This is a genomic window from Halosimplex pelagicum, from assembly GCF_013415905.1.
Classification (GTDB): domain Archaea; phylum Halobacteriota; class Halobacteria; order Halobacteriales; family Haloarculaceae; genus Halosimplex; species Halosimplex pelagicum.
Genome location: NZ_CP058909.1, coordinates 4,462,572 through 4,484,724 on the forward strand (window position 1 = coordinate 4,462,572; position 22,153 = coordinate 4,484,724).

Annotated in this window: 26 protein-coding genes; 15 read left to right on the forward strand and 11 right to left on the reverse strand. The window is 71.2% G+C overall.

Annotated features, from left to right (window positions below):
• The first annotated feature begins 101 nt into the window (after positions 1-101).
• The 6 genes from HZS54_RS22230 to HZS54_RS22250 all read left to right on the forward strand — a co-directional run bounded on the left by HZS54_RS22230 (position 102) and on the right by HZS54_RS22250 (position 3,931).
• Positions 102-263 carry a hypothetical protein gene (locus tag HZS54_RS22230; protein ID WP_179919280.1) on the forward strand — a complete coding sequence of 54 codons (162 nt, stop codon included), beginning with the start codon at positions 102-104 and terminating at the stop codon, positions 261-263.
• Between the two features lie 456 nt (positions 264-719).
• Positions 720-1,229, forward strand: a complete 510-nt coding sequence (locus HZS54_RS22235; protein ID WP_179919281.1) for a hypothetical protein — start codon at positions 720-722, stop codon at positions 1,227-1,229.
• 109 nt (positions 1,230-1,338) lie between these two features.
• Positions 1,339-1,470, forward strand: coding sequence for a hypothetical protein (locus HZS54_RS26530; protein ID WP_281377724.1), 132 nt, complete (start codon positions 1,339-1,341; stop codon positions 1,468-1,470).
• Positions 1,467-2,024: a GNAT family N-acetyltransferase gene (locus HZS54_RS22240; protein WP_179919282.1), complete on the forward strand. Its 558-nt coding sequence runs from the start codon at positions 1,467-1,469 to the stop codon at positions 2,022-2,024. Before HZS54_RS26530 ends, HZS54_RS22240 begins: the two co-directional genes overlap by 4 nt.
• A gap of 94 nt (positions 2,025-2,118) precedes the next feature.
• Positions 2,119-3,132: a lysylphosphatidylglycerol synthase transmembrane domain-containing protein gene (locus HZS54_RS22245; RefSeq protein ID WP_179919283.1), complete on the forward strand. Its 1,014-nt coding sequence runs from the start codon at positions 2,119-2,121 to the stop codon at positions 3,130-3,132.
• 79 nt (positions 3,133-3,211) lie between these two features.
• Complete coding sequence (locus tag HZS54_RS22250; RefSeq protein WP_179919284.1) at positions 3,212-3,931, forward strand: acyl-CoA synthetase family protein; 720 nt, start codon at positions 3,212-3,214, stop codon at positions 3,929-3,931.
• 24 nt (positions 3,932-3,955) lie between these two features.
• On the opposite strand, the gene HZS54_RS22255 is transcribed toward HZS54_RS22250, so the two are convergent.
• The 11 genes from HZS54_RS22255 to HZS54_RS22305 form a co-directional block, all read right to left on the reverse strand.
• A complete protein-coding gene (locus HZS54_RS22255; RefSeq protein ID WP_179919285.1) occupies positions 3,956-4,702 on the reverse strand; it encodes a hypothetical protein in 747 nt (248 codons plus the stop codon).
• 183 nt (positions 4,703-4,885) lie between these two features.
• Positions 4,886-6,454, reverse strand: coding sequence for a hypothetical protein (locus HZS54_RS22260; protein WP_179919286.1), 1,569 nt, complete (start codon positions 6,452-6,454; stop codon positions 4,886-4,888).
• 39 nt (positions 6,455-6,493) lie between these two features.
• A complete protein-coding gene (locus tag HZS54_RS22265) occupies positions 6,494-6,787 on the reverse strand; it encodes a hypothetical protein (RefSeq protein ID WP_179919287.1) in 294 nt (97 codons plus the stop codon).
• 62 nt (positions 6,788-6,849) lie between these two features.
• A complete protein-coding gene (locus HZS54_RS22270) occupies positions 6,850-8,079 on the reverse strand; it encodes a digeranylgeranylglycerophospholipid reductase (RefSeq protein WP_179919288.1) in 1,230 nt (409 codons plus the stop codon).
• 114 nt (positions 8,080-8,193) lie between these two features.
• Positions 8,194-8,694, reverse strand: a complete 501-nt coding sequence (locus tag HZS54_RS22275; protein ID WP_179919289.1) for a DUF7519 family protein — start codon at positions 8,692-8,694, stop codon at positions 8,194-8,196.
• Complete coding sequence (locus HZS54_RS22280; protein ID WP_179919290.1) at positions 8,685-10,085, reverse strand: DUF58 domain-containing protein; 1,401 nt, start codon at positions 10,083-10,085, stop codon at positions 8,685-8,687. The genes HZS54_RS22275 and HZS54_RS22280 overlap by 10 nt, the downstream gene beginning before the upstream one ends.
• Positions 10,078-10,692 (reverse strand): DUF7269 family protein, encoded by a 615-nt coding sequence (locus HZS54_RS22285; protein ID WP_179919291.1) that lies wholly within the window; start codon positions 10,690-10,692, stop codon positions 10,078-10,080. Before HZS54_RS22285 ends, HZS54_RS22280 begins: the two co-directional genes overlap by 8 nt.
• Entirely contained in the window at positions 10,689-11,366 is a 678-nt protein-coding gene (locus tag HZS54_RS22290; RefSeq protein ID WP_179919292.1) for a DUF4129 domain-containing protein, read from the reverse strand. Before HZS54_RS22290 ends, HZS54_RS22285 begins: the two co-directional genes overlap by 4 nt.
• Before the next feature lie 31 nt (positions 11,367-11,397).
• Complete coding sequence (locus HZS54_RS22295) at positions 11,398-12,087, reverse strand: DUF4129 domain-containing protein (RefSeq protein ID WP_179919293.1); 690 nt, start codon at positions 12,085-12,087, stop codon at positions 11,398-11,400.
• A 442-nt stretch (positions 12,088-12,529) separates the two neighbouring features.
• Positions 12,530-13,393, reverse strand: coding sequence for a 2-oxoacid:ferredoxin oxidoreductase subunit beta (locus HZS54_RS22300; protein ID WP_179919294.1), 864 nt, complete (start codon positions 13,391-13,393; stop codon positions 12,530-12,532).
• The gene (locus HZS54_RS22305) at positions 13,390-15,168 is read right to left on the reverse strand and encodes a 2-oxoacid:acceptor oxidoreductase subunit alpha (protein WP_179919295.1); all 1,779 of its coding nucleotides are present in this window, start codon (positions 15,166-15,168) and stop codon (positions 13,390-13,392) included. The genes HZS54_RS22300 and HZS54_RS22305 overlap by 4 nt, the downstream gene beginning before the upstream one ends.
• 241 nt (positions 15,169-15,409) lie before the next feature.
• Here HZS54_RS22305 and HZS54_RS22310 point away from each other — a divergent pair, with 241 nt between their 5' ends.
• From HZS54_RS22310 to HZS54_RS22350, 9 genes are all read left to right on the forward strand, one after another.
• Positions 15,410-16,039, forward strand: coding sequence for an FAD-dependent oxidoreductase (locus tag HZS54_RS22310; protein ID WP_179919296.1), 630 nt, complete (start codon positions 15,410-15,412; stop codon positions 16,037-16,039).
• 86 nt (positions 16,040-16,125) lie between these two features.
• On the forward strand, positions 16,126-16,305 hold the full coding sequence (locus HZS54_RS22315; RefSeq protein WP_123537363.1) for an HVO_2753 family zinc finger protein: 180 nt from the start codon (positions 16,126-16,128) through the stop codon (positions 16,303-16,305).
• A 2-nt stretch (positions 16,306-16,307) separates the two neighbouring features.
• The gene (locus tag HZS54_RS22320; RefSeq protein ID WP_006883772.1) at positions 16,308-16,574 is read left to right on the forward strand and encodes an elongation factor 1-beta; all 267 of its coding nucleotides are present in this window, start codon (positions 16,308-16,310) and stop codon (positions 16,572-16,574) included.
• A gap of 277 nt (positions 16,575-16,851) precedes the next feature.
• On the forward strand, positions 16,852-19,230 hold the full coding sequence (locus tag HZS54_RS22325; RefSeq protein ID WP_179919297.1) for a methyl-accepting chemotaxis protein: 2,379 nt from the start codon (positions 16,852-16,854) through the stop codon (positions 19,228-19,230).
• 70 nt (positions 19,231-19,300) lie between these two features.
• On the forward strand, positions 19,301-19,591 hold the full coding sequence (locus HZS54_RS22330) for a 50S ribosomal protein L21e (RefSeq protein WP_179919298.1): 291 nt from the start codon (positions 19,301-19,303) through the stop codon (positions 19,589-19,591).
• Positions 19,588-19,944 (forward strand): RNA polymerase Rpb4 family protein, encoded by a 357-nt coding sequence (locus tag HZS54_RS22335; protein WP_179919299.1) that lies wholly within the window; start codon positions 19,588-19,590, stop codon positions 19,942-19,944. Before HZS54_RS22330 ends, HZS54_RS22335 begins: the two co-directional genes overlap by 4 nt.
• Before the next feature lie 67 nt (positions 19,945-20,011).
• Positions 20,012-20,599, forward strand: coding sequence for a DUF655 domain-containing protein (locus HZS54_RS22340; RefSeq protein WP_179919300.1), 588 nt, complete (start codon positions 20,012-20,014; stop codon positions 20,597-20,599).
• Positions 20,596-21,519, forward strand: coding sequence for a 16S ribosomal RNA methyltransferase A (locus HZS54_RS22345; RefSeq protein ID WP_179919301.1), 924 nt, complete (start codon positions 20,596-20,598; stop codon positions 21,517-21,519). The genes HZS54_RS22340 and HZS54_RS22345 overlap by 4 nt, the downstream gene beginning before the upstream one ends.
• Entirely contained in the window at positions 21,516-22,145 is a 630-nt protein-coding gene (locus HZS54_RS22350; RefSeq protein ID WP_179919302.1) for a HemK2/MTQ2 family protein methyltransferase, read from the forward strand. Before HZS54_RS22345 ends, HZS54_RS22350 begins: the two co-directional genes overlap by 4 nt.
• The last annotated feature ends 8 nt before the right edge of the window (positions 22,146-22,153 follow it).

The window sequence follows — 22,153 nt, forward strand, 5'->3', positions numbered from 1 at the left end:
CCCTCAAAACGATTGTCCCGACACAGCCGACACAGACGCCGGTTACGCTGGGCGAGAACGCCCCGCGGGATTTTTGACGGAGTCCCGCCTCCGTCCGGTGTATGCCGGTCATGGCGAGCGACGACTTCTCGGTCCACACCGACGACTGCGACCGATTCGACGACGGGATGCCGATCTCGGACCTGCCGGACGAGGTGGGCTCTATCGACGACCTCGACTGCGAGTGCTGGAGCGACTTCGACTCGCTGGCAGATATCGAGTGAGAACGTCGCCACGGGACCGTCGGCCGCCGCCGGAACCGGTGACGGACTCCACCGCGCGGCGCCGGTCAGTCGATCGCTCGGATACGGTTCATTCGGCAGATCGGGCAGCAGACCGCCGTCTCGCTCCGCGGGACGACGAACTGGACCTCGCAGGTCAGACAGAGGTACGTCCGTCCGGGGATCTCGCCCACCCCCGCTGTCTCGCGATATCGTTGGTCGTCCCCGTCGGGCGATCGATTCGGGCGCCGTGCGTTCCAGTGAATTGGCATCGGTACTGCGTCCGGTCGACAGTCGGGTCGCCAGGGATATGCCGTTTGTTACCGGTTATCTCGCGGTTCCTCCCGGCATACTCACCGACGCGGGCGGCCGAGTCGCCACCCCGCGTGGGCGGAGTACCGCGAGGGGACGCGACCGAGGTACCAACGACCAAATACCTCGGCCGACAACGCCCGCGGTATGGACGAACTCCGCGACCCGTCGACGCTCCACGGGGAGCCCGGCGTCGAGTACACCGAATCGAGGACGACCGACGGCGCGGACGCCTTCGAGTACTTCGCGGACGTCGAGGGACTGGTCGCCGTCGGCGTCACGAACGAGGCCGGCGCAGTCCTGCTGATGGACAGCCCGCACGGCTGGCGACTCCCTTACGGGCACGTCCCCGGCGGCGCCGACTGGCTCGACCGCGCCGGGGAGATCGCTGCGACGCTGACCGGCGTCGACGCCCCGGTGGCCGAGGTCCTCCGGGTCAGCGCGGTCACGCACGAACTGCGCAGCGACCCCGACCGGACGGCCACGAGCTACGACGCCGTCGTCGGGACCGAACCCGTGACCGGCGAGCCGGTCGCCGACGACCCGACGTTCGGCGAGTGGTCGGATCTGGACCTGGCGTGGTTCGACGAGGTGCCCGACGACGCCTACCACGCCCACGGCGACGCCGTCGACGACATCGAGTACTTCCTGGAGTGACCGGTCGTCGGTCCGACCGTCGTCAGACTGTGTCGACCGTGTCATTAGTAGCTATCTACAAAACTGTGTCAGCACAGTAGCTAAGCCGGGACCGTCACCCCTCTCAACTATGACTGCGGATCTCTCACCCGACTGTGACGCGCTGGCCGACGACACGGGCGCCGAGGACGACGCCGAAACCGTCTCGGACCTGTGCGAGCGGGCTCCCGTCTACGAGGATGCGCCCGTCGTATCGGTATGAGCATGGTCGAACCGACCGACCTGACGGTCCGGCGGTACCGCGCCGGCGACGGCGATCGGGTCCGCGAGCTGAACCGCGAGGCGATGGCCGAGACGCCCGAGTGGGCCGTCGACGCGCCCGACACGGACCTCGACGACGTGCGCGACCACTACATCGACGCCGGCGGGGAGTTCCTCGTCGGCGAACTCGACGGCGGCGGTTCGAGCGAGAGCGGCCCCGACGACGGCGATATCGTCGCGACCGGCGCCGTCGAACCCCTCGACGGCTGGATGGCCGAGCGCTTCGACGCCGCCGCGGGCACCGGCGAACTCTCCCGCGTCCGGGTCGACCCCGCGATGCAGGGTCAGGGGATCGGCACCCGGATCGTCGAGGAACTCGCGCGGCGGGCCCGACGGCGGGGCTACCGCGCGCTGGTCCTGAACACCGGCGCGGACAACGAACAGGCACGCGGCTTCTACGAGTCGCTCGGCTACGCCTGCGTCCGCGAGGAGACCGTCGATTTCGACGACGTGACGCTCGACCTGGCGCTGTACTGGCGCCGCGTCGACGGCTGACCCGGTCGCCGGTCGCCGAGCGGCGCGTCGTCGCCCGACGACCGGGTGCGCCGGTCCCGGTGGGCTTTTCTCCCGACCCGCCCCACCCCGGGGTGTGCGCCGGACTCTCCGGTTCCTGGCGGGCGTCCTCGTCGGCGGCGGCGCGCTCGCCGGCTACCTCGCGTTCGTCGGCGTCGGCAGCGTCTCCGCTCGCCTCTCGGCGGTCGCCCCCGGACTGCTCGCCGCGGTCGCGGTCCTCGTCGTCGCGGAGGCCGTCGTCGACGGCCTGGGCTTCTGGGCCTCGGTCCGTCCCCTCGGAGACGGGATCTCCGGCGGCAAGAGCGTCCAGTTCGCGGTCGCCGGCGACTTCTTCGACACGCTGAGCCCCGCCGGACCGGTCAGCTCCGAACCGATCGTGGCGACGTTCGTCGAGACCGCGACGGGCACGACCTACAGCGAGGCGCTGGCCGTCCGCTCGGTCGCCAAGTACGTCAAGTCGGGCGCCCAGCTGGTCGTCTCGACGCTCGCCGCGCTCGTGGTCGTCCTCGGCAGCCCCGCCCCCCGATACTTCCTCACGACCCTCGGCGGCGCCGTCGTCGGGCTGGCGGCCGTGGGCGCGTTGGTCGTCCGGTTCCGCCACCCGGTCAGCGGCGGCCTGGCCGTCGTCCTCGGCCCAGTCGTCCGGTGGGTCTCCTCGCTGTACCGCGAGACGCCCCACGACCGGTCGGTCGTCGACCGCGCGCTGGAGCGGTTCTGGAGCCGGATCGTCAGGTTTCGGGACGCTCCCGGGTTGCTCGCCCTGATCGCCGTCGGCGGCGTGGCGGAGCAGCTGCTCACCGCGACCGCGCTGTGGGTCGCGCTCGTCGGCGTCGGCGCGGAGGTGGGCGTCCTCGCCGTGGTCCCGCTGGTCGTCGTCGTCCCGCTCCCCCAGGTCGCGAGCGTGGTCCCGATCCCGGGCAGCCTCGGCGCCTACGACGTGTTGCTCGGCGGCGCGATCGGCCTCGTCACTGCCGTCTCGCCGGCCACGGCCGCCGCCGGGGTGCTGGTCGTCCGGACCGCGACGCTGCTGTTTAGCGTCGTCATCGGCGGCGTCGCCGTCGCCTTCCTCCGCGGGTGGCGACTCCGTTGAGACGGTCGGCCCGGTCGTCACGAATACACCCGCAGTACCGTGTCGGACCCCTTTTGCCGATACCGGCCGAAGCGCCGCCATGGACGTGATCGGGGACCTAGTGGCTCGCGAGCGGCGCACCGACGACCTTGCGGTGCGGACCGACAGCCGCGCCGGCTCGTACAGCTACGAGAAGTTCTGCACGAACGCCTGGAAGACGGGCAACATCCTGCGCCACTACGGCGTTCGCGGCGGCGCGACCGTCGCCGTCGACGCCGGCGACTCGCTGACGCCACCGCCGTTGCTCGCTCTGTTCGGCGCGAGCCTGCTCGGCGCGACGACGCGGTTCGACCCCGGCGAGTCGCCGTCGGCGAAGGCGCTCGTCGTCCCCGCGGCCCGCGCCGAGGCGTACGACCCCGGCCCGGGGACGAAGACGTTCGTCTACGGCGACGTGCCCGAGGACCCCGAGTTCGCCCACTTCGAGGCGGAGATGTGGAGCGAGAACCCGACGAGCCCGCCGGACCGGGTGAGTCCGACCGACATCGCCCTCGCGACCGCCGACGGGGAGTTCCCCCACGAGCGACTGCTGACGGCTGCCGAGCGGGTCGTCGAGGAGTACGGGCTCGGCGGCGACGACGAGGTCGCCGTGCGGGCGCCGCTGGCCGAACCCGGGACCGTCGTCGCGGGCGTGCTCGCCCCGGTGATCGCGGGCGGGACGGTGCTCGTCGACCGCGAATCGACCGGGACCATCGCCGTCGCGGGCGACGCGGCGGGCGCCGTCCCGGAGCCGAAGGCTATCGACCCCGACGACGTGCTGTAAAACGGGGTCCGGCGCGGGAAACAGCTACTCCCCGGTCGGCCGGATGAAGTCGGCGAGCGCGACGGTGGTGCCGAGCAGCCACCCGAGCGGGACGGAGATGCCGACCCAGATGAGGACGTAGGCGAACTCCGTCATGTCGAACTTGTCGACGACGTAGCTCCGGAGGCCGACCGGGCCGAGGACCTCCTCGCGGACGAGTTCGGCGATCTGGTCGGCGTAGGCGATGCTGAACTGGGCCACGTCGTCGGAGACGAGCGCGGCGACCACCGGCGGCAGGAAGATGGCGGTCATCCCGAAGGGGTACGCGAAGACGACGGTCGTGATCCGACCGCCGATCGCCCGGAAGGCCACGGCCAGTCCCGCCGAGACGATGGCGACGACGCTGGCGGCGACGATGGCGTTGGTCGCCTGGCCCGAGTAGTCCAGCCGGAACTCGACCAGCGCCGAGAGACCCCCCCAGACCAGGACGGCGAGCAGTATCACGCCGACCGCACCGAGTTTCTCCACCGACACGTCGATCTTCCGGGCGTGGAAGCGGACGACGACGCCGAACAGGGCGAGCGGGTACAGCACCGCGACGACGAGCGCCCCCAGCGCCGCCCACGCGGTGTAGGTGACCCGCTCGCGCGTGGTCTGCGGTTGCCACTTCCCGAGGACGGTGTCGCCCGCGCCGCGCTGGCGCGGGTAGAGCAGCCCCATCCAGGTCTCGTGGAACTTGTTCAGGTCGAAGCGGATCGCTTCGACGACCCCCTGCCGGTTCCCGACTGACATGTTCCGGAATTTGGCAGCGCCCTGTATACCTCTTCTGTTGCCGGTCGCCGCCGATCGCTGTTCGCGTCCGACAGGTCTTCTCGACTACAGGATCGGCGGTTCTGAGAACGGGGATATCGAGACGCACGCGACGGTCGGGGCGGACGCCGGATCGGAACTGCGCCTCCGGAACCGGCCGCCTCCTCACTCGCTGCTCTCGTCGTCGCTCGCGTCGGCGGACTCTGACTCCCCGTCGGTGTCGCCCGCGTCGGCGGACTCGGAACCGTCGCCTGCGTCGGACTCGGTCTCCGCCACGGAGTCCGGGGCCGCGTCTCCGCCGGCTGCTTCGCCCGCGTCGTCGCCGGAACCTTCGACGACCGTCTGGGCGGCCTGAACCTGTTCGGTTCCTTCGGTGTCGGGCTCGCTGGTCTCGACGCCGCCGGCGGTGTCGCCGCCACTGCCGCCGCCGTCACTGCCGTCGTCACCACCGGTGTCGTCGGGCGGGGCTCCGCCGGCGCCCCCGTCGGACCCGGCAGCGTCCTCGTCGTCGCCGAGGAACCGGTTGTAGAGCACGCCGGCGCTCCCGAGAGCGACGATGACCGCGCCGACGCCGACGACCGCGGGCGAGAGGCCGCCACCGCCGCCACCGCCGCCGGTCGTCGTCGCTCCGCTCCCGCCGTCGCCGCCCGGAGTCTCCGTCCCCGAACCGCCCGATTGCGTCGCCGTCGGCGTCGGCGCGGCGGTGGCCGTTTCGCCGCCCGTCGCGTCGGTGCCGCCCGGTTCGTCGGTCGGCGTCGGCGTGAACGTCGGCGTCGAGTCGTCCGACGCCGTCGGCGACGGCGTGGGGCTCGGTGTCGGTGACGGCGTCGCCGCGTCGACCTCCGCCCCGCCCACTTTCACGCTCCAGCCGGCGGTGGTCCCGCCGGCCGAGTCCGCCGCGCTCCCGACGCAGACCATGCCGTCCTCGTCCGCCAGGTGGAACGCGGAGAACTCGCTGGATCCCGACCCGTAACTGTTCTGCCACTTGGTGACGCCGTCGATGCCGAGGTTGGTTGCGAACCCTCTGGCGCCGTCGCCGTTCCCGTTCGTGGCCGTCTCGCCGGCGGCGAAGTACTCCAGATTCCCTGCGGTGACGCTGTGCAACACGGTGTAGGTGTCGGACACGATGCGTTTGTCCCAGAGCTTGCCGCCGTTGATGTTGATCTCCAAGGCCCAGCCCCGGCGGTCGTTCGTCGCCGGGTCGAACGCGTTCGCACCGACGGCGACGAACCCGTTGCGCGTCTCCGCCACGTCGTAGAAGACGTTGTAGTCGTCGTACGGGTTGGTCGCCGTGTCGGACCGCTTCTTGAACTGCTGTGAGAATACCTGCGTGGCCTCGTCGTCGAGCTTGACCGCCCACCCCACGGTGTTGTCGTCCGTATCGTCGGTCTCCCCGACCGCGACGTAGCCGCCTTCCGAGGCGGGGATGATCCCGTGGAGCCGGTTGTGGTCACCGGGTCCGTACCGCTTGGCCCAGTCGATCGACTGGTCGGGTGTCAGCCGCGCGATCCACGCGTCCTGGAACCGACTCGTCCAGCCGGCGAAGACGTATCGCCCCTCCGGGTCGACGGACACGGCCCGCATCGTGTCGGTCGTGTCCGGGTTCGCGTTGAAGGTCCGCCGCCACTGTTCGGTCCCCTCGCCGTCGACGCGGACGGCGATAGCGTCCTGTTCGCTCGACCCTTCCTCGTGGGTGTGGCCGGCGACGACGAACCCGTCCTCGGTCGCCGCCACGTCGAACCCCTCGGTGACGCCGCGCTCGGCGAAGGTGGTCTACCACTCCAGCCGGCCGGCGCCGTTCACCTTGTAGAGCCAGATCTCGCTCGCGGTGTCGCCGTCCGTGGACTCGGTCGTCCCTACGACGACGAACCCGCCGTCCGAGACGGGCGCCAGCCCGTTCGCTTCCGCGGCCGTCCCGCGGTCGTAGGTGCGGTTCCAGCGCGTCGGCGGTTCTGCCTGGCGGGGGCTCGCCGTCGCCCCGCCGACCGAGCCGCCCGCCGCGAGCGCCCCCGCGCCGGCGAGACAGCAACCCCTGATGAATCGTCGCCTGCTCGGTTCCCGTTCCATGCCCGTGGACGCGACCCGGAGTGGTAAAATCCTGTCGGCCCTCCGATCGATAGCCGTTCGCGTCAGCTCCCCAGCCGCTCGCGGGCGAACCGCGCCAGAAGCGGCAGGTCGTCGAGGTGGATCAGGTTCCGCATCGCCAGTCGGTTCCCGTTGTTGACTTTCGCGAGCGTGTCGCCGTCGGCCCGCCGCAGGTCGGCCATCAGCCGGTCGTAGCGGTCGTTGGGCGTGAGATACAGCAGCTCGGTCATCAGCAGGCGCGTGTTCATCTTCGGCGCCACGTCGCTGTGCCACAGGTCGTTGTAGATCGCCATCTGCTCGGCCGACGTGTCGACCGTCCCGGTCAGGGCCCGGTCGGCCGTGGCCGCCGCCGCCCGCGCCGAGAGCATCCCCTTGTGGATGCCCTCGCCCCACAGCGGGTCGATCGTGGGGACGGTGTCGCCGATGGCGATGAAGCTATCGGTGGTCATCTGCCCGGGCTTCTGGATGTGGGCCGACCCGCGGTGTTGCTTGCCGTCCAGCCGGGTTGCGTTCTCGAAGCGGGGGTCGCTCTCCAGCCAGTACTCCAGGTAGTCGTCGATCCCCATCCCCTCCTTGGCGTACTCGCGGTGGCTGTCGTTCTGGATGTAGCAGAGCCCGACTTTCGCCGTGTCCGCGCCCGTGTGGAACAGCCACGAGTAGCCGCCAGGGGCCAGGTCGTGGTCGAGCCGGAGCATCATCGCGTCGGTGCAGTCGGCGAAGTCGGGGTGGTCGGCCTCGACGCCCTCGAACTCGTACTCGACGCCGATCGCCTGGCGCTCGCGTTGCAGGTCGGTGACGCCCAGGTCCTTCGCCAGCGGCGCCGCCGGTCCCGTCGCGTCGACTACCACGTCGGCGTACACCTCCTCGCTGCCGTCGTAGCGGACGCCGACCGGCTCGCCGTCCTCGACGATCGGTTTCGAGACGCGCGAGTCGAAGCGGTACTCGGCGCCCGCCTCGCGGCCCTCGGCGACGAGCCAGCGCTTGAAGTCGGCGAACTCCAGGACCGCGCCGGGCTGGTCGCGGACGAAGTGGTCGTTGGGCGACTCCAGCACGACCGTCTCGGTGAAGTTCATCACCACCTCGTCCGGGACGTTGAACGACGCCATCATCGAGGGGAAGGTCCCGGCGGTCGACTTGTTGCTCTGACGCGGGAACTCGGCCTCGGGTTCGGTCTCGAGTACGAGCACCTCGTAATCCCTCGCCGCCAGATCGCGCGCACACTGCGCTCCGGCGGGACCGGCACCCGCGATCACCACGTCAAAGCGGTCGCTCATAGACGTTGGTCCGGCGTCTCCGACATTAGTGTTGCTGAACGGCCCGAACCCGTGTGAACCGTTTCCGCCCGGCGCAGACGGCTCACCGACGACCCCGTCGCGCGACGTGCAGACCTACTCCCGCAACAGCCACACCAGCACGACGCCGCCCAGCAACAGCGCGACGACGCCGAGCGAGCCGCCGCTGGGGACCGTCTCGAACAGCGTGTACCCCACGCCCCCGGTCAGGACCGCGACGACGACGCTCCCGACGGCGTGCAACAGCTCGACCCGCGTCGTCGCCACCGCCGGGTCGGCGTCCCGGTCGATCCCGAGCCCGAAGGTGCCGAGATCCGCCGCGACCACGGCGCCGAACCCGCCGACGAGGACCGACTCCGCGGACGCGGGGCCGACCGCCGCGACCACCGTCGCGGCGAACAGCGCCGCGCCGCCGGCGACGACCGACGACTCCGAGCGCCGGACCAGCCCGGCGAGGACGGCCCCGGCGCCGGCCAGCCCGACCAGCGTCGCCATCGTCGACCCGCGGACGGCCGCCACTACCGCGACCGACGCGAGGACGGCCAGCGCGTGGCTCGCGCGGACGGGGCGCCGGTCGGTCCCGCGGCTCACCGCCACCGGCCGTCACCTCCGTCGGTCGCGACTCGCTCGCCCGAACCGGCCGCGCCACCGGTCGTCGCGTCCGCACCGCCTCCCGCGTCGACCGGTCGACCCGGCCCGCGGTCGCCCTCCTCGAGCCACTCGACGACGGCGATCCCGGCGCGGCGGCACTCGTCGAGCCGGACCCGCCGCTCGGTGGCCGCGAGGCGCCGGTAGGCGGAGTCCTCGGCGGTCACGTCCGGGCTGGCGACGGTCACGTCGTGGCCCCGAGCGTCGAGCGCGCGGGCGACCTCGACGGGGCGGTCGTCGACGAACGGCGAGCAGACCACGACCTGCGTGTCGCCCGATAGCTGGGTCAGCAACCGGTCGAATCCGTCACCGTCGCTCGCGGTATCGTCACCGCCCCCGCTCGTCGGCGCGGGCGGCCGCCAGCCGAAGGCGTCGTGGGTGGTGAGCGCGTCGAGCAGCCGCTCACGGTGGGTCCGCCCCGAGGCGGGCGGGAGCCAGCACTCCCGGGGCGACAGCGCCGCCAGCCCGACGTGACAGTCCGCCTCGGCGAGGCCGCCGACGAGCGCACCCGCCGCGTGGGTGCAGGCGTCCACGGCCGGACGGCCGTCGCCGGCGGTCACGTAGGCGGCGGCCCGCGCGTCGACCAACAGGACGACCTTCACGGTTCGGGGCTGGTCGAAGCGCCGCGTCGCGAGTTCGCCGTCCTTGGCGAAGCGGTTCCAGTCGACGCTCCCGAGCGGGTCGCCCGTCCGGTACTCCCGCAGCGAGTGGAAGGCCTGTCCCTCCCCGGTCGCCGAGACGGGCTGGCTGCCCGTCAGCCGCGTCGCCAGCTCGCCCAGCGGGACCGAGCGGTCCTCGAACGTCGGCCGGCAGACCACCGTCGAGCGGTCGGTCGCCTTCCGGGCGACGCGTCGGCTCGCACCGCTCACGTCTCGGGTCACGACGGTGAGACTGTCGAACTCGTGGCGACCCCGGACGGCCTCGAACTCGTAGGCGATCGACGCCCGCTTGCCCGGTCGCAGCGCGGTGGTGTGGCGGGCGGTGCCGTCGACGACTTCCAGGCCGGCGGGCACGTCGTCGGCAAAGCGCAGGTCCGGCAGCGTCGCCCCGCTCTCGTTCTCGACGGCGAGCGTGACGCGGACCGTTTCGCCCGGCGCGGGGTCGGCGTCGCTGACGTGGCGCTCGACCGCGAGTTCGGGCTCGGGCGCCTCGGCGACCCGGCTGTAGGCCGCGAAGCCGACGCCGGCCAGTCCGGCGAGGATGGCGACGGGCTTCCCGAAGAGGATGGCGACCGCCGTCGCCGCCAGCGCGAGGCCGTGGACCCCGGCCCAGCGGCCGGTCCGTTCGAGTCGCCCATCCCCGCGGTCGAGCCCGGCACCGACGGCCGCCGTCTCAGTCATCCGCGACACCTCCCGAACGGCCCGGGTCGCCGGCTCGACGCCCGGAGTCCGGGTCGCTCGCTTCGCCGCCCTCGCTCCGCTCCCGGAGCCGCGCGACGGCCGCCGCGGCGCGCTCGACCCGCCGGTCGAAGTCGGGTTCGACGCCCTCGTGGACGGACTCCTCGCGGTCGGCGAACAGCGCGGCCGCGTCGGGGTCGTCGGTCCACGAGCCCTCGGCGACTCGGCGCTCGGCCTCCTCGGGCGCGAGACCCGCGAACCGTTCCAGCGCGTCGACGACGGCGACGTGCAGTCGCTCGCGGACGCGGTCACGTTCGGCCGCGTCGCGCTGACCGACGCCCGCGTCCGCGACCGCCGCGGCGAGGTCGTCGCCGGGGACCCCGTAGTCGGGCCGCTCGCCCACCCGCGGGAGCGCACCCGGCGGCCCGTCGTCGCTCTCGAACCGTTCGAAAGCCGCGAGCGCGACGCCGGCCAGCGCGACGACCCAGACCCCGAGCGTCGCCAGCGTCGCCCAGTCGAACGCGACCAGTCCCGGCCGGACGGTCAGGACGACCCCGGCGACGACCGCCGCGATCCCGACCGCCAGCAGGGCACGACGCCCGCGGTTCACGCGTTCTCACCGCCGTTTCCGTCGGGCTCGCCGGGGACGTCGAGCCTGTCGGACAGTTCGCGAGCGCGGCGTTCCTGTTCGTCCGTCGGGGGCCGCCGGGCGTACCGGACCGCCTCGAACCCGCGGGTCACGCTCTCGACGGCGTCGTCGGGGTAGCCGCGGTCGACGGCGGTCGCAGCCGTCTCCCCGGGCGTCGCCGTCTCGTCGGTGCCCGTCCGGTCGCGGAGCCGGCGCCACGCGCGGACGACGGCGCTGTCGGCGGGCGAGTCGTAGCTGGGATCGACCGTCGGTGCAGGGGGCTCGGACGGTCCGTCGCCGTCGCCGTCGTCTCGCGGCGGTGCGCGGGAGTCGTCGCCGGTCAGCAGGACGGCCAGGACGGCGGCGACGAGCAACCCGCCGACGAGGCCGGCGACGAGCAGCGTCGAGACGCCGCCGTCCTCGCCGCTCTGGTCGGGCGGAACGGGCGTCTCCTCGTCGACCACGTGGCGCGAGTCGGTCGCGGTCGTCTCGTTCCCGCCGCCGGCTCCCGCGCCCACGGGACCGGTCGGCATCGGCTCGGTCGGCGTCGTTCCGGAGTACAGCGTCGGCTGGTCGGTCCCGCCGAACGAGCCGGCGGCCGTCACGAGCGCGACCAGCGCGAAGAGGGCGATCAGGGCGGTCGCGAATCGCTTCACGGCCGGAAGTGTTCGCTCCACCTACAAGTTTTTACCGACCGTCGGTCGGGTCGCGGTCGCCCGGGTCGTCGGTCCCCTCGGACTCCCCGACAGAATCGAGCGCCTCGGCGGCCTCGGCGGCGGGTTCCTCGCGTTCGTCCCCCGCCGATTCCCCGCCGTACCGGACCGCGCGGAACCGGTCGGTGACCGTCTCGACCGCGTCACCCGGCAGGCTGCGGTCGAGCGCCCGCGCCGCCACGTCGCCGGGTGTTGCCGTCTCGTCGGCGTCCGACCGGTCACGGAGGCGTCGCCACGCTCGCGTGACCGCGCTCTCGTCGGGCGAGTCGTACGACGGCGAGACGGCCGGCCTCGGGTCCTCGTCCGCCGACTCCTCCTCGGGAACGGCGGGCGCCCGGTCGTCGTGTCCGGTCAGGAAGACGACGAGCAGGCCGGCAGCGAGCAGCGAGCCGCCGACGGCGGGGACGACGAACGGGGAGACGCCGCCGGAGTCGCCCGCCGCGGCCGTCGTGGGCGTCGCAGCCCGCTGGACCTCGGAATCGGGCGCGCCGCCCGGGGCGCCGGTGGGCGGCGGTACCTCGGTCGGTGTCGCCGGTCCCGTCGGCGTCCCGTCACCGGAGGCGACGGGGCCGTCGACGGCGCCGAACGTGGCCGCGGCTCCCGCGAACGCGACCAGCGCGAGGAGGGCGACCGCCGCGGTGCCGAGACGCTGCACGTCGAGCACTGAGACGGCGGCCGACCAAGTGATTTCGGGTTGAAAGGACGCGGGCGCGGTGGCGGATGCGGGGCTGGTGCTGTAGCGGGGCGGGTGCTGTAGCGGGGCGGGTGCTGTAGCGGGGCGGGTGCTGTAGCGGGGCGGGTGCTGTAGCGGGGCGGGTGCTGTAGCGGGGCGGGTGCTGTAGCGGGGCGGGTGCTGTAGCGGGGCGGGTGCTGTAGCGGGGCGGGTGCTGTAGCGGGGCGGGTGCTGTAGCGGGGCGGGTGCTGTAGCGGGGCGGGTGCAGTGCGGAAGCGGCCGCGGTCAGCATCCGGCGCGGAGCGCCGGTTCACCGGACGCGAGCGAACGAAGTGAGCGAGTCGTCCGGCCTTTTTTCCCCAAGTTTTTTCGGCGGAGGATCCCCGCAGCGCGCCTCCGGCGCGCGAGGCGCTCTCCGCCGAAAAAGTGGGTCCTAGTAGAACTCGCGAACCAGATCCATCGCGTCTTCGGGGGCTCCGTCGGGGATGTCGGACATGTCGCCCTCGATGCCCTCGCGTTTCTCCCACGGGACGGAGTCGTCGTCCTGGTAGATGACGCCCATGTACTCCTTGTCGCCCTCGAGGATCTTCTCCTTGGCGGCCTCGCGGTCGTGGGGGTCGTGGTCCTCCTCGGAGAGGTCGACGATGGAGTCGCGGAAGTAGTCGTAGGTGTCGACGTCGTTGAACGTCACGCACGGCGAGTAGGTGTTGACGAAGCCGAAGCCGTCGTGCTCGACGGCCTTCTGGATGATCTCGGCGTGGCGCTGGGCGTCCGAGGAGAACGACTGCGCGATGAACGTGGCGCCGGACGCGAGCGCGAGCGCGAGCGGGTTGACCGGGGGCATCTGCGGGCCCTCGGGCGTGGTGCTCGTCTCGAAGTCCTGGCGCGAGGTCGGCGAGGCCTGGCCCTTGGTGAGGCCGTAGATGCGGTTGTCCATGACGACGTAGGACATGTCGACGTTGCGGCGGACGGCGTGGACGAAGTGGCCGGCGCCGATGGAGTAGCCGTCGCCGTCGCCGCCCGCGACCATCACTTCGAGGTTCGGGTTGGCGAGTTTGACGCCGATGCCGACGGGCAGGGCGCGGCCGTGGACGCCGTGCAGCGCGTAGCTGTGCATGTAGGTGCCGATCTTGCCGGAACACCCGATGCCGGCGACCACGAACGTGTTGTCGGGGTCGTTGCCCGTCTCGGCGAGCGCTTTCATCATGCCGTTCATCGTCCCGAAGTCGCCGCAGCCGGGACACCAGGTCGGTTGCTTGTCGGATTTGAAGTCCGTGAATCGAACGTCTGAGCTCATTCTGCCTCCACCTCCGTGGCGCCGGCGTCGGCGCCCGTGAGTGTGTTCTCGATCTCCGTCGCGAGTTCGTCCGCCTTGAAGCGGACGCCGTTGTACTTGTTGACGCGCTGGACGCGCTCGAGCACGTCGTGCTCGATCACGTCGGCGAACTGGCCGGTGGCGTTACACTCGACGACGATCACGTCGTCGGCCGCCTCGATCTCTTCGCTGAGGTCGGGCCGCGGGAAGATGTAGGGCACCGAGATGAACCGCACGTCGTGGCCGCGCTCGTCGAGGAGTCCGAGGGCTTCGCGCATCGCGCCCTCGTTGGAGCCCCAGGAGATGACGAGCGTGTCGGCCTCGCTGTCGCCGAACTCGCGGTAGTCCCACTCCTCTTCCTCCTTGGCGGTCTCGACCTTCCGCTGGCGCTTCTCGACCTGTTCGAGGCGGACCTCCTCCTCCTCGGTCCGGCGCCCGAGCTCGTCGTGTTCGAGGCCGGTGGTCATGTGGGCGCCGTCGGTCGTCCCCGGGAACGCGCGGGGGCTGATACCGTCGGCGGCCGGGAAGTGCGCCTGGAAGCGGCCGCGCTCGTCGAGCCAGGAGTCGATCTCGTCCTCCTCGACGACCTTGCCGCGCTCGATCTCGACCTCGTCCATGTCGAACGCCTCCGGCGGGAACGTCTGCTCGGTGACGGCGAGCGCGAGGTCCGAGACCAGGTAGACCGGGGTCTGGTACTTCTCGGCGTAGTTGAACGCCTCGACGGTCTTCCAGAAACACTCCGAGACGGATGTCGGGGCGACGACGAACCGCGGGATCTCGCCGTGGCCGCCGTACAGCGTCATGTTTAGGTCGCCCTGCTCCTGCTTGGTCGGCATCCCGGTCGAGGGGCCCGAGCGCATCACGTCGCAGATGACCAGCGGCGTCTCGGTGGTCGCGACGAGGCCGAACGTCTCGGTCATCAGGTCGATGCCGGGGCCCGAGGTAGCCGTCATCGCGCGTGCGCCGGCGCGGGCGGCGCCCAGCGCCATGTTGATGGCGGAGAGCTCGTCCTCGGCCTGGACGACCTTGCCGCCGTACTGCTCGACGCGGCCGGTCATGTACTCCATCACGTCCGTCGCGGGGGTGATGGGGTAGCCCGAGTAGAACCGACAGCCTGCGGCGATGGCGCCCATGCCGATGGCCTCGTCGCCGTTGAGGAGCACGTAGTCCTCGTCCGTGGTCTCGATGTCGTAGTCGAAGTCGTGGTCGTACTCCTCGGCGACGTGCTGCTGGCCCAGACGGGCGGCCTCCTTGTTGTTCTCGACGATGGCCTCGCCCTTGTCGCCGAAGCGTTTCTCCAGTGATTCGTCCAGGTTCTCGATGGGGAACTGCGCCACTTCGCAGGCCGCGCCCAGGGCGACGACGTTCGCCATGATGGCGCCGCCGGCGTCCTCGGCGAGCCGCTGGAGCGGCACCGACAGACCGATCATCCCGTCCGGAACTTCGACGTCCTGCATCGTGGAGCGCTCACCGTCGTAGATGATGACGCTGCCCTCGTGCAGTTCGTCCATGTTCTCGTCGATCGTGCGCTCGGTGAGCGCGATCAGGATATCGAGTCTGTCGACGACGCTCTCGACGCGGTCGACGGATGTCCGGACCTTGTAGGCGGTGTACCCGCCCCGGATCCGTGACGCGAAGTCCTTCGAGGTGAAGACGTGACGGCCGGCACGCGAGAGTGCCTGAGCGAAGATCTTCCCGGTAGAGTCGATCCCGTCACCGGCTTCACCGCCGATGGCCCAGTTCAGGTCCTCGGGCATACTGCGTTGGAGTATCTTCCGCCCGGCAAAAAGACTTCTGTAATGGCCCGGGACGGATCCCCCTGAGACCGACGGAAAAGTGGACGCACGGACGAAAATCGCCGGTTTCGAACGGGCCGGGATCGCGTCCGGCGATGGTGAACGGAGCGACATCGGGTCGAGGCCCCGAACGACCGCGTGAGGGCGGCTCCGGCACCCCGGGAACGAAAGGACCTTGCGCCGCCGGCCGCGACACGGGAGCATGGACGACACCGAAGTCGCCGTCGTCGCGGTCGAGTCGGTCGGCGAGGACGCCATCGCCATCGACTTCGAGACGCCCGCGGGGTTCGAGGCCCAGCCCGGGCAGTTCGTGAAGGTCGCCCTCGACGGGGTCGAGGAGTCGCGCTTCTACACGATCTCCTCGCCGGACGTGGACGGGACCTTCGAGATCACGGTCGGCATCGACCCCGAGGGCGAGGTCGGTCCGGAACTGGCGGCCCTGACCGCCGGCGACACCGTCACGGTCTCCGGCCCGTACGGTGACGCCTACTACGAGGGCGAGGATCGAGTCCTCGTGCTCGCGGGCGGGCCCGGCGTCGGGCCGGCGATCGGGATCGCCGAGCGAGCGCTCGACGAGGGCGGCGAGGCCGCGATCGTCTACCGCGACGCCGCGCCGATCCACGACGAGCGACTGACCGAGTTGAACGAGCGCGGCGTCTCCGTGGCCGTCCTCGCGCCCTCGTCGCCGCTGGCGTCGTCGGTCGACGCGGAGCTGACCGACGACACGCAGGTGTTCGTCTACGGCTTCGCGGAGTTCCTCGACGACGCGACCGCCGCCATCGAGACCGCGGGCGGGGACCCCGAGACCGCGAAAGTCGAGAACTTCGGGTAGCGAACCGCGACGCGACCGCCGCGGCCGTCGAGCGGGCGCCGATGCCTTTGGCAACGGTTAAAAACCGTGAGAGGATACGGAGTGGTATGAGCGAGAGCCAACAGAAACGCAAGCAAAAGTGCGTTTCGTGCGGCATCAACATCGCCGGCACGAACGCCGCCGCGTTCAAGTGTCCCGACTGCGGCCAGCAGATTTACCGCTGCGCGAAGTGCCGCAAGCAGAGCAACCTCTACGAGTGCCCGGACTGCGGGTTCATGGGGCCGTAACGATGGGGAAAGTCGCCGCGCAGATCAAAGTCATGCCCCAGAACCCCGAGGTCGACCTCGACGCGCTCCAGGAGCGTCTGGAAGCGTCGCTGCCCGAGGGCGCGAAGATCAACGGCTTCGAGCGCGACGACGTGGCCTTCGGCCTCGTCGCCCTGCTCCCGACCGTCGTCGTCCCGGACGAGGCCGGCGGCACCGAGGCCGTCGAGGAGGCCTTCTCCGGCGTCGAAGGCGTCGAGAGCGTCGAAGTCGGCGACGTGGGTCGCCTCTGAGAGCGAACCGGCACGTTCCTTTCGCTGGGCCACGACCCGGAGCGACGCGTCTCTCCCGGCCCCGCGCCGTCCGCGGCCCGCCCGGGACGCCGTCGCCGTCGGTCGCCGCGCTCGGTCGTCCTGGCCGCGGGCGGCCACTGCTGGCCACCGCCGGCCACTATCGCCCGGTCGTGACTCCGGCCGAGCTACTCCGGGAGCGCGCTTGCAGCGGCCCATTGCTTATCAAACTTGAGATTCGCCAGGAAACCTTAACTCGGGATCGCGGGTCGGAGTGGGTATGGATCGTCGGATCTCGACGTATCTCCCCGACTCGATTCGGCGCAGTTACGTGCGCCAGTTCGCCGCGGCAGTGGCGCTGATACTGGTCGTCCTCATGGTCGTCCTCGGTGGCGTCTACGCCGCCGAGCAACGGTCCCAGCGCGATTCCGTCCGGGAGTCGCTGCAGTCGACGACCGAGCGCAACGCCGACCGGGTCGGGGACTGGCACGCGCAGTACACCGCCTCGACGCGGCTCGTCTCACAGTCGGGGAAGCTCCGCCCCGAGGAGGGGCGGTCGCTGGACACCCACCTCAGCAGCGTCGCTCGGTCGATGCCGGGCGAAGTCGTCGGCGTCCACTTCGTCTCCTGGGACGAGGAGACCGTCGTGGCCAGTTCGGAGTCGGTCGGTGAGGACCCCGGCGACCGGGTCCCGTGGCTCGACGACCTCGACCTCGAACGGGCCGGCGTCACGTCGGTCCGGACGACCGACGCCTATCGAGTCGACAACGACACACGGATCGCGTTCGTGAGCCAGACGCAGTACGGCATCGGCTACGCCGCCGCGGTCGAGCTGTCGGTCACCGAGTCGTTCGACCTCGAGGACGCGACGGACGGGAGCCGAACGCACGTGCTCTACCGGAACGCGACCTACCTCCACGGGGACGCCCCCGACCGCTTCGGGACGGCCTACGACGGCCTCGGGGCGGAGAACCTGGCGAACCGGACGGAGTTCATCCCCTCGCTGGCGGGTCTGAATCCCAACGAGGGCTACCGGAACGCGACGCTCGTCCAGCAGGACGGGTCGGTCGTCAGTTACGCCGGCGTCCCGGGCGCCCGGCTGGCGGTCGTGACGACCGCGACGACCGACGCCTACGCCGTCCCGACGGGGACGAAGCTCTACCTCGCGCTCGTGTTCCTGTTCGTCGCGCTCAGCCTCGGGACCGTCGGCCTCGTCGTCGAGCGGCCGGTCGCCCGCTCGATCAGCGGGCTCGCCGACCGGACCGAGGCCATCGAGAACGGCGACCTGCAGGTCGACCTGGAGACCCACCGACGCGACGAGATCGGGACGCTCTACGACCGGTTCGCGTCGATGCGCGACTCGCTGGCCGACCGCATCGACCAGATCGAGACCGCCCGCGAGGAGGCGCGCGCCGAGGCCGACGCCGCCCGGCGGGAGGCCGAGCGAGAGCGCGAGGCGGCCGAACAGCTCACGGAGCACCTCGAGGAGACCGCCGACGACTACGGCGAGACCATCCGGGCGTGCGCCGACGGCGACCTGACGCGGCGGCTCGACCCCGACGAGGAGAGCGACGCGATGGCCGAGATCGCCCGCGCGTTCAACGACACGATGGCCGACCTGGAGGAGACGGTCGCACGCGTGCGGGCGTTCACCGACGACGTCGCCGACCGCACGACCAGGGCGACCGCGGCGACGCGGGCGGCCAGGGAGACGAGCCGCGAGGTGAGCGACGCGGTCTCGGGGATCGCCGCCGACGCCGACGAGCAGGACGAGTACCTGGGCGAGGTCACCGAGGAGATGAACGACCTCTCGGCCACCGTCGAGGAGGTCGCGGCGACAACCGACACCGTGGCCGACCTCGCGGACGAGACGGAGGGGCTCGCCAGCGACGGCTCGTCAGCGGCCAGCGAGGCGATGTCCGAGATGGAGACCATCGAGTCGCGCACGGCCGAGACCGCCGAGGAGATCCGCGCGCTCGACGAGGAGGTCGAGCGGGTCGCCGAGATCGTCGACCTCATCGACGACATCGCGAGCCAGACGAACACGCTCGCGCTGAACGCCTCGATCGAGGCCGCCCGCGCGGGCGAGTCCGGGCAGGGCTTCGCCGTCGTCGCGAGCGAGGTCAAGGAACTCGCCGAGGAGACGAGCGAGGCGACCCAGGAGATCGACGAGCTGCTCACGGAGCTCTCCGAGCGGACCGGCGAGGCCGTGACCGACATCGAGTCGATGCGCTCGGACGTCACCAGCGGCGTCGAGACGACCGAACACGCCCTCGACGCGCTCGACGAGATCGCCGAGCAGGTCCGGGAGACCAACGACGGCGTCCAGGAGATCAGCGACGCGACGGCCGACCAGGCCGACACCGCCCAGGAGGTCGTGACGCTCGCCGACCGCGTCGCCGAGATCAGCGCCCGGACCGCCGAGAGCGCCGGCACCGTCGCCGACCGGACGGACGAGCAGGTGACGAGCATCGACGAGGTGACCGACACCGCCGAATCGATCGAGTCCCAGGTCGCCCAGTTGCGGGACCTGCTCGGGAGTTTCACCGTCGACGCCGACGGGGCGAGCGGGCCCGACGGGGTCGAGACCCGGCCGGAGCCCGTCGCGGACGGCGCCGGGAGCGACCCGCGGGCGGAACCCGACGGGAGCGACGACTGACCGCGGTAACCCCCGCGACGACCGCGTAACGTGCGATTTATAAGCGTGACCGGAGAACGGGACCGCACGAATGCCTAACTCCAACGGACCCCAGAAGAAGTCGCGCAAGAAGCTCCGCAACGAACCCCGAGAGAGCGGCACGTCGCCGCCCCAGCGCGCCGTCACCGAGTTCGAGGACGGCGAGAAGGTCCACCTGAAGATCGACCCGAGCGTCCCGGACGGGCGCTACCACCCGCGCTTCGACGGTCGGACGGGCGAGATCGTCGGCGAACAGGGCGCCGCGTACAAGGTCGCCATCGTCGACGGCACGGTCGACAAGACGCTCATCGTCAAGCCCGCCCACCTCCGCAGCCAGGCATGACGATATTCAAAGAGAAGGTCGACGAAGAGTACCTGACGGTCGCCGAGACCAAGGCGGTCCTCGAGGAGCTCGAGCGCGAGCGGGCCGCCGACGAGGACCGGGAGATGCGCTACGAGCTCGCGCGGGCCATCGAGCACGTCAACCGCTTCGCCGTCCTCGACCCCGAGGAGTCCCGCGAGTTCGTCGCCGAGCTCCGGGAGCTCGACAAGGTCGACGAGCCGACCGCCTACAAGATCGCGAACCTGCGACCGATGGACCGCGACGAGCTGCGGTCGATCTACGCCCAGGAGCGCTTTACTCTCTCGGGCGACGAACTCGACGCCATCCTCGAAGTCGTCGCCAAGTACGCCTGACGGCGTCCGCCTTCCCCAAGCGCCCGACAGCGGGGGTTTAAGTTCCGTCTCGCCCTACTCGTCTGTCATGAGCGACACCGAGCGCGGCGACGACGATCCGGGGGGGCCGACGGCGATCGTCCTCGACTTTCTCGCACACGGTCGGACCGAGGACGACCGCCCGCAGTACCAGAAACAGCCTCTCGCCTACGCGCTCGGGCGCGAGGACTTCCGCCTGTACGAGGTGGTCCTCGGGCCCGACGCCGACGTGTCGATCGGCGACGACCTCGTCATCGACCGGGCGGCCGACGCCATCGAGCGCACCGGCGAGGTCGAGTACGAGGACCTGCCCGGCGGCGCCCAATCGGAACTCGACTACGCCGTCGAGGACCTGGTCGACGAGGAGGAACGCCGGTTCGTCGACTTCTACAACGACGCCCAGCCGATCACCCTTCGCCTGCACCAGCTGAACCTCCTGCCGGGCATCGGGAAGAAACTGCGCAACGCCATCCTCGACGAGCGCAAGCGCGGTCCCTTCGAGAGCTTCGAGGACCTCGGCGAGCGCGTCGAGGGGCTGCACAACCCCCGCGAGGTCGTCGTCGAGCGCATCTTAGAGGAGATCCGCGAGGACGACCTGAAGTACCAGACGTTCGCCCGCCGGGACGACGAGGAATGAACGGCGAACGCACGCGGGGAGACGGGGAGGCCAGCGACGGCGACAGCGGCCCGGCCCGCGGCGGTGATCCCGAGCCGGGCACCCGCGACCCCGACGCCCTGCTGCGGCGGGCCGGCGTCCGGGGCGACCCGAACCGCGACCAGCACTTCCTGGTCGACGACCGCGTGCTCGACCGGCTGCCCGGATACGCCGAGGAGGCGGACGTCGACCTCTCGCACGTGCTGGAGATCGGCGCGGGGACCGGCGCGCTGACGGATCGGCTGCTCGCTGCGGCCGACCGAGTGACCGCTATCGAGCGCGACCCCGACCTCGCGCGGTTCCTCCGCGAAGAGTTCGCCGCCGAGATCGAATCGGGGGACCTCACCGTCGTCGAGGGCGACGCCCTGGAGGTCGAGTTGCCGGAGTTCACCGCCTCTATCTCGAACCTGCCGTACGGTCCGTCCAGCGAGTTGGCCTTCCGGCTGCTTCCCGAGGGACGGCCGCTCGTGTTGATGTTCCAGCGGGAGTTCGCCGAGCGGATGGCCGCCGAGCCGGGGACCGACGACTACGGCCGGCTGTCGGTGACGGCGGGCCACTACGCCGACGCGGAGGTGGTCGAGCCCGTCCCGAAAGAAGCGTTCTCGCCCCCACCGGCGGTCCAGAGCGCGGTCGTACGGACGACGCCCCGCGATCCCGACTACGAGGTCGATGACGAGGAGTTCTTCATGGACTTCCTGAAGGCCGTGTTCACTCAGCGCCGGAAGACGATACGAAACGCCGTCCGCAACACCGCCCACATCTCCGGACTGGGCGACCCCGACGCGGTGGTCGACGCCGCCGACGAGGACCTGATGAGCGCCCGCGCCGGGAACGTCACGCCCGCGGAGTTCGCGGACCTGGCGACGCTGGCCTACGAAGTGGGCGAGCCCGGCGAGCGATGAGCGAGGACGAGTCCGATGGTGACGGGACAGCGGACGAGTCCGGCGGGAAGCCGGGACTGGCCGCCCAGCGCGACGTGGAGCAGGTGTACCAGCCCGCGGAGGACTCGAAGCTACTGGCCGACGCCGTGGTCGAGCGCGTGGGCGACGGCGACCGCGCGCTGGACGTGGGCACCGGCTCGGGCTACGTCGCCGCGCGGATGCGCGAGGCGGGCGCCGACGCGGTAGGGACCGATCTGAACCCGCACGCCTGTCGGCAGGCCGCCGAGGCGGGGATTCCGGCTGTCCGGGCCGACCTGACGGGGCCGTTCCGGGACGGGAGTTTCGACGCGGTGACGTTCAATCCGCCGTACCTGCCGACCGAGCCCGACAGGGAGTGGGACGACTGGATGGAGCGGGCGCTGTCGGGCGGCGAGGACGGCCGCGCGGCTATCGACCCCTTTCTGGACGACGTGTCGCGCGTCCTCGCTCCCGGTGGCGCGGCGTACCTGCTCGTGAGTTCGCTGACCGACCCCGACGCGGTGCGCGAGCGCGCGGCCGAGAACGGGCTGGCGAGCGAGGAAGTCGCCAGCGAGTCTCACCCCTTCGAGACGCTGCTGGTGGTGCGGTTCGCCCGGGACGACCAGTAGCGTCGCGT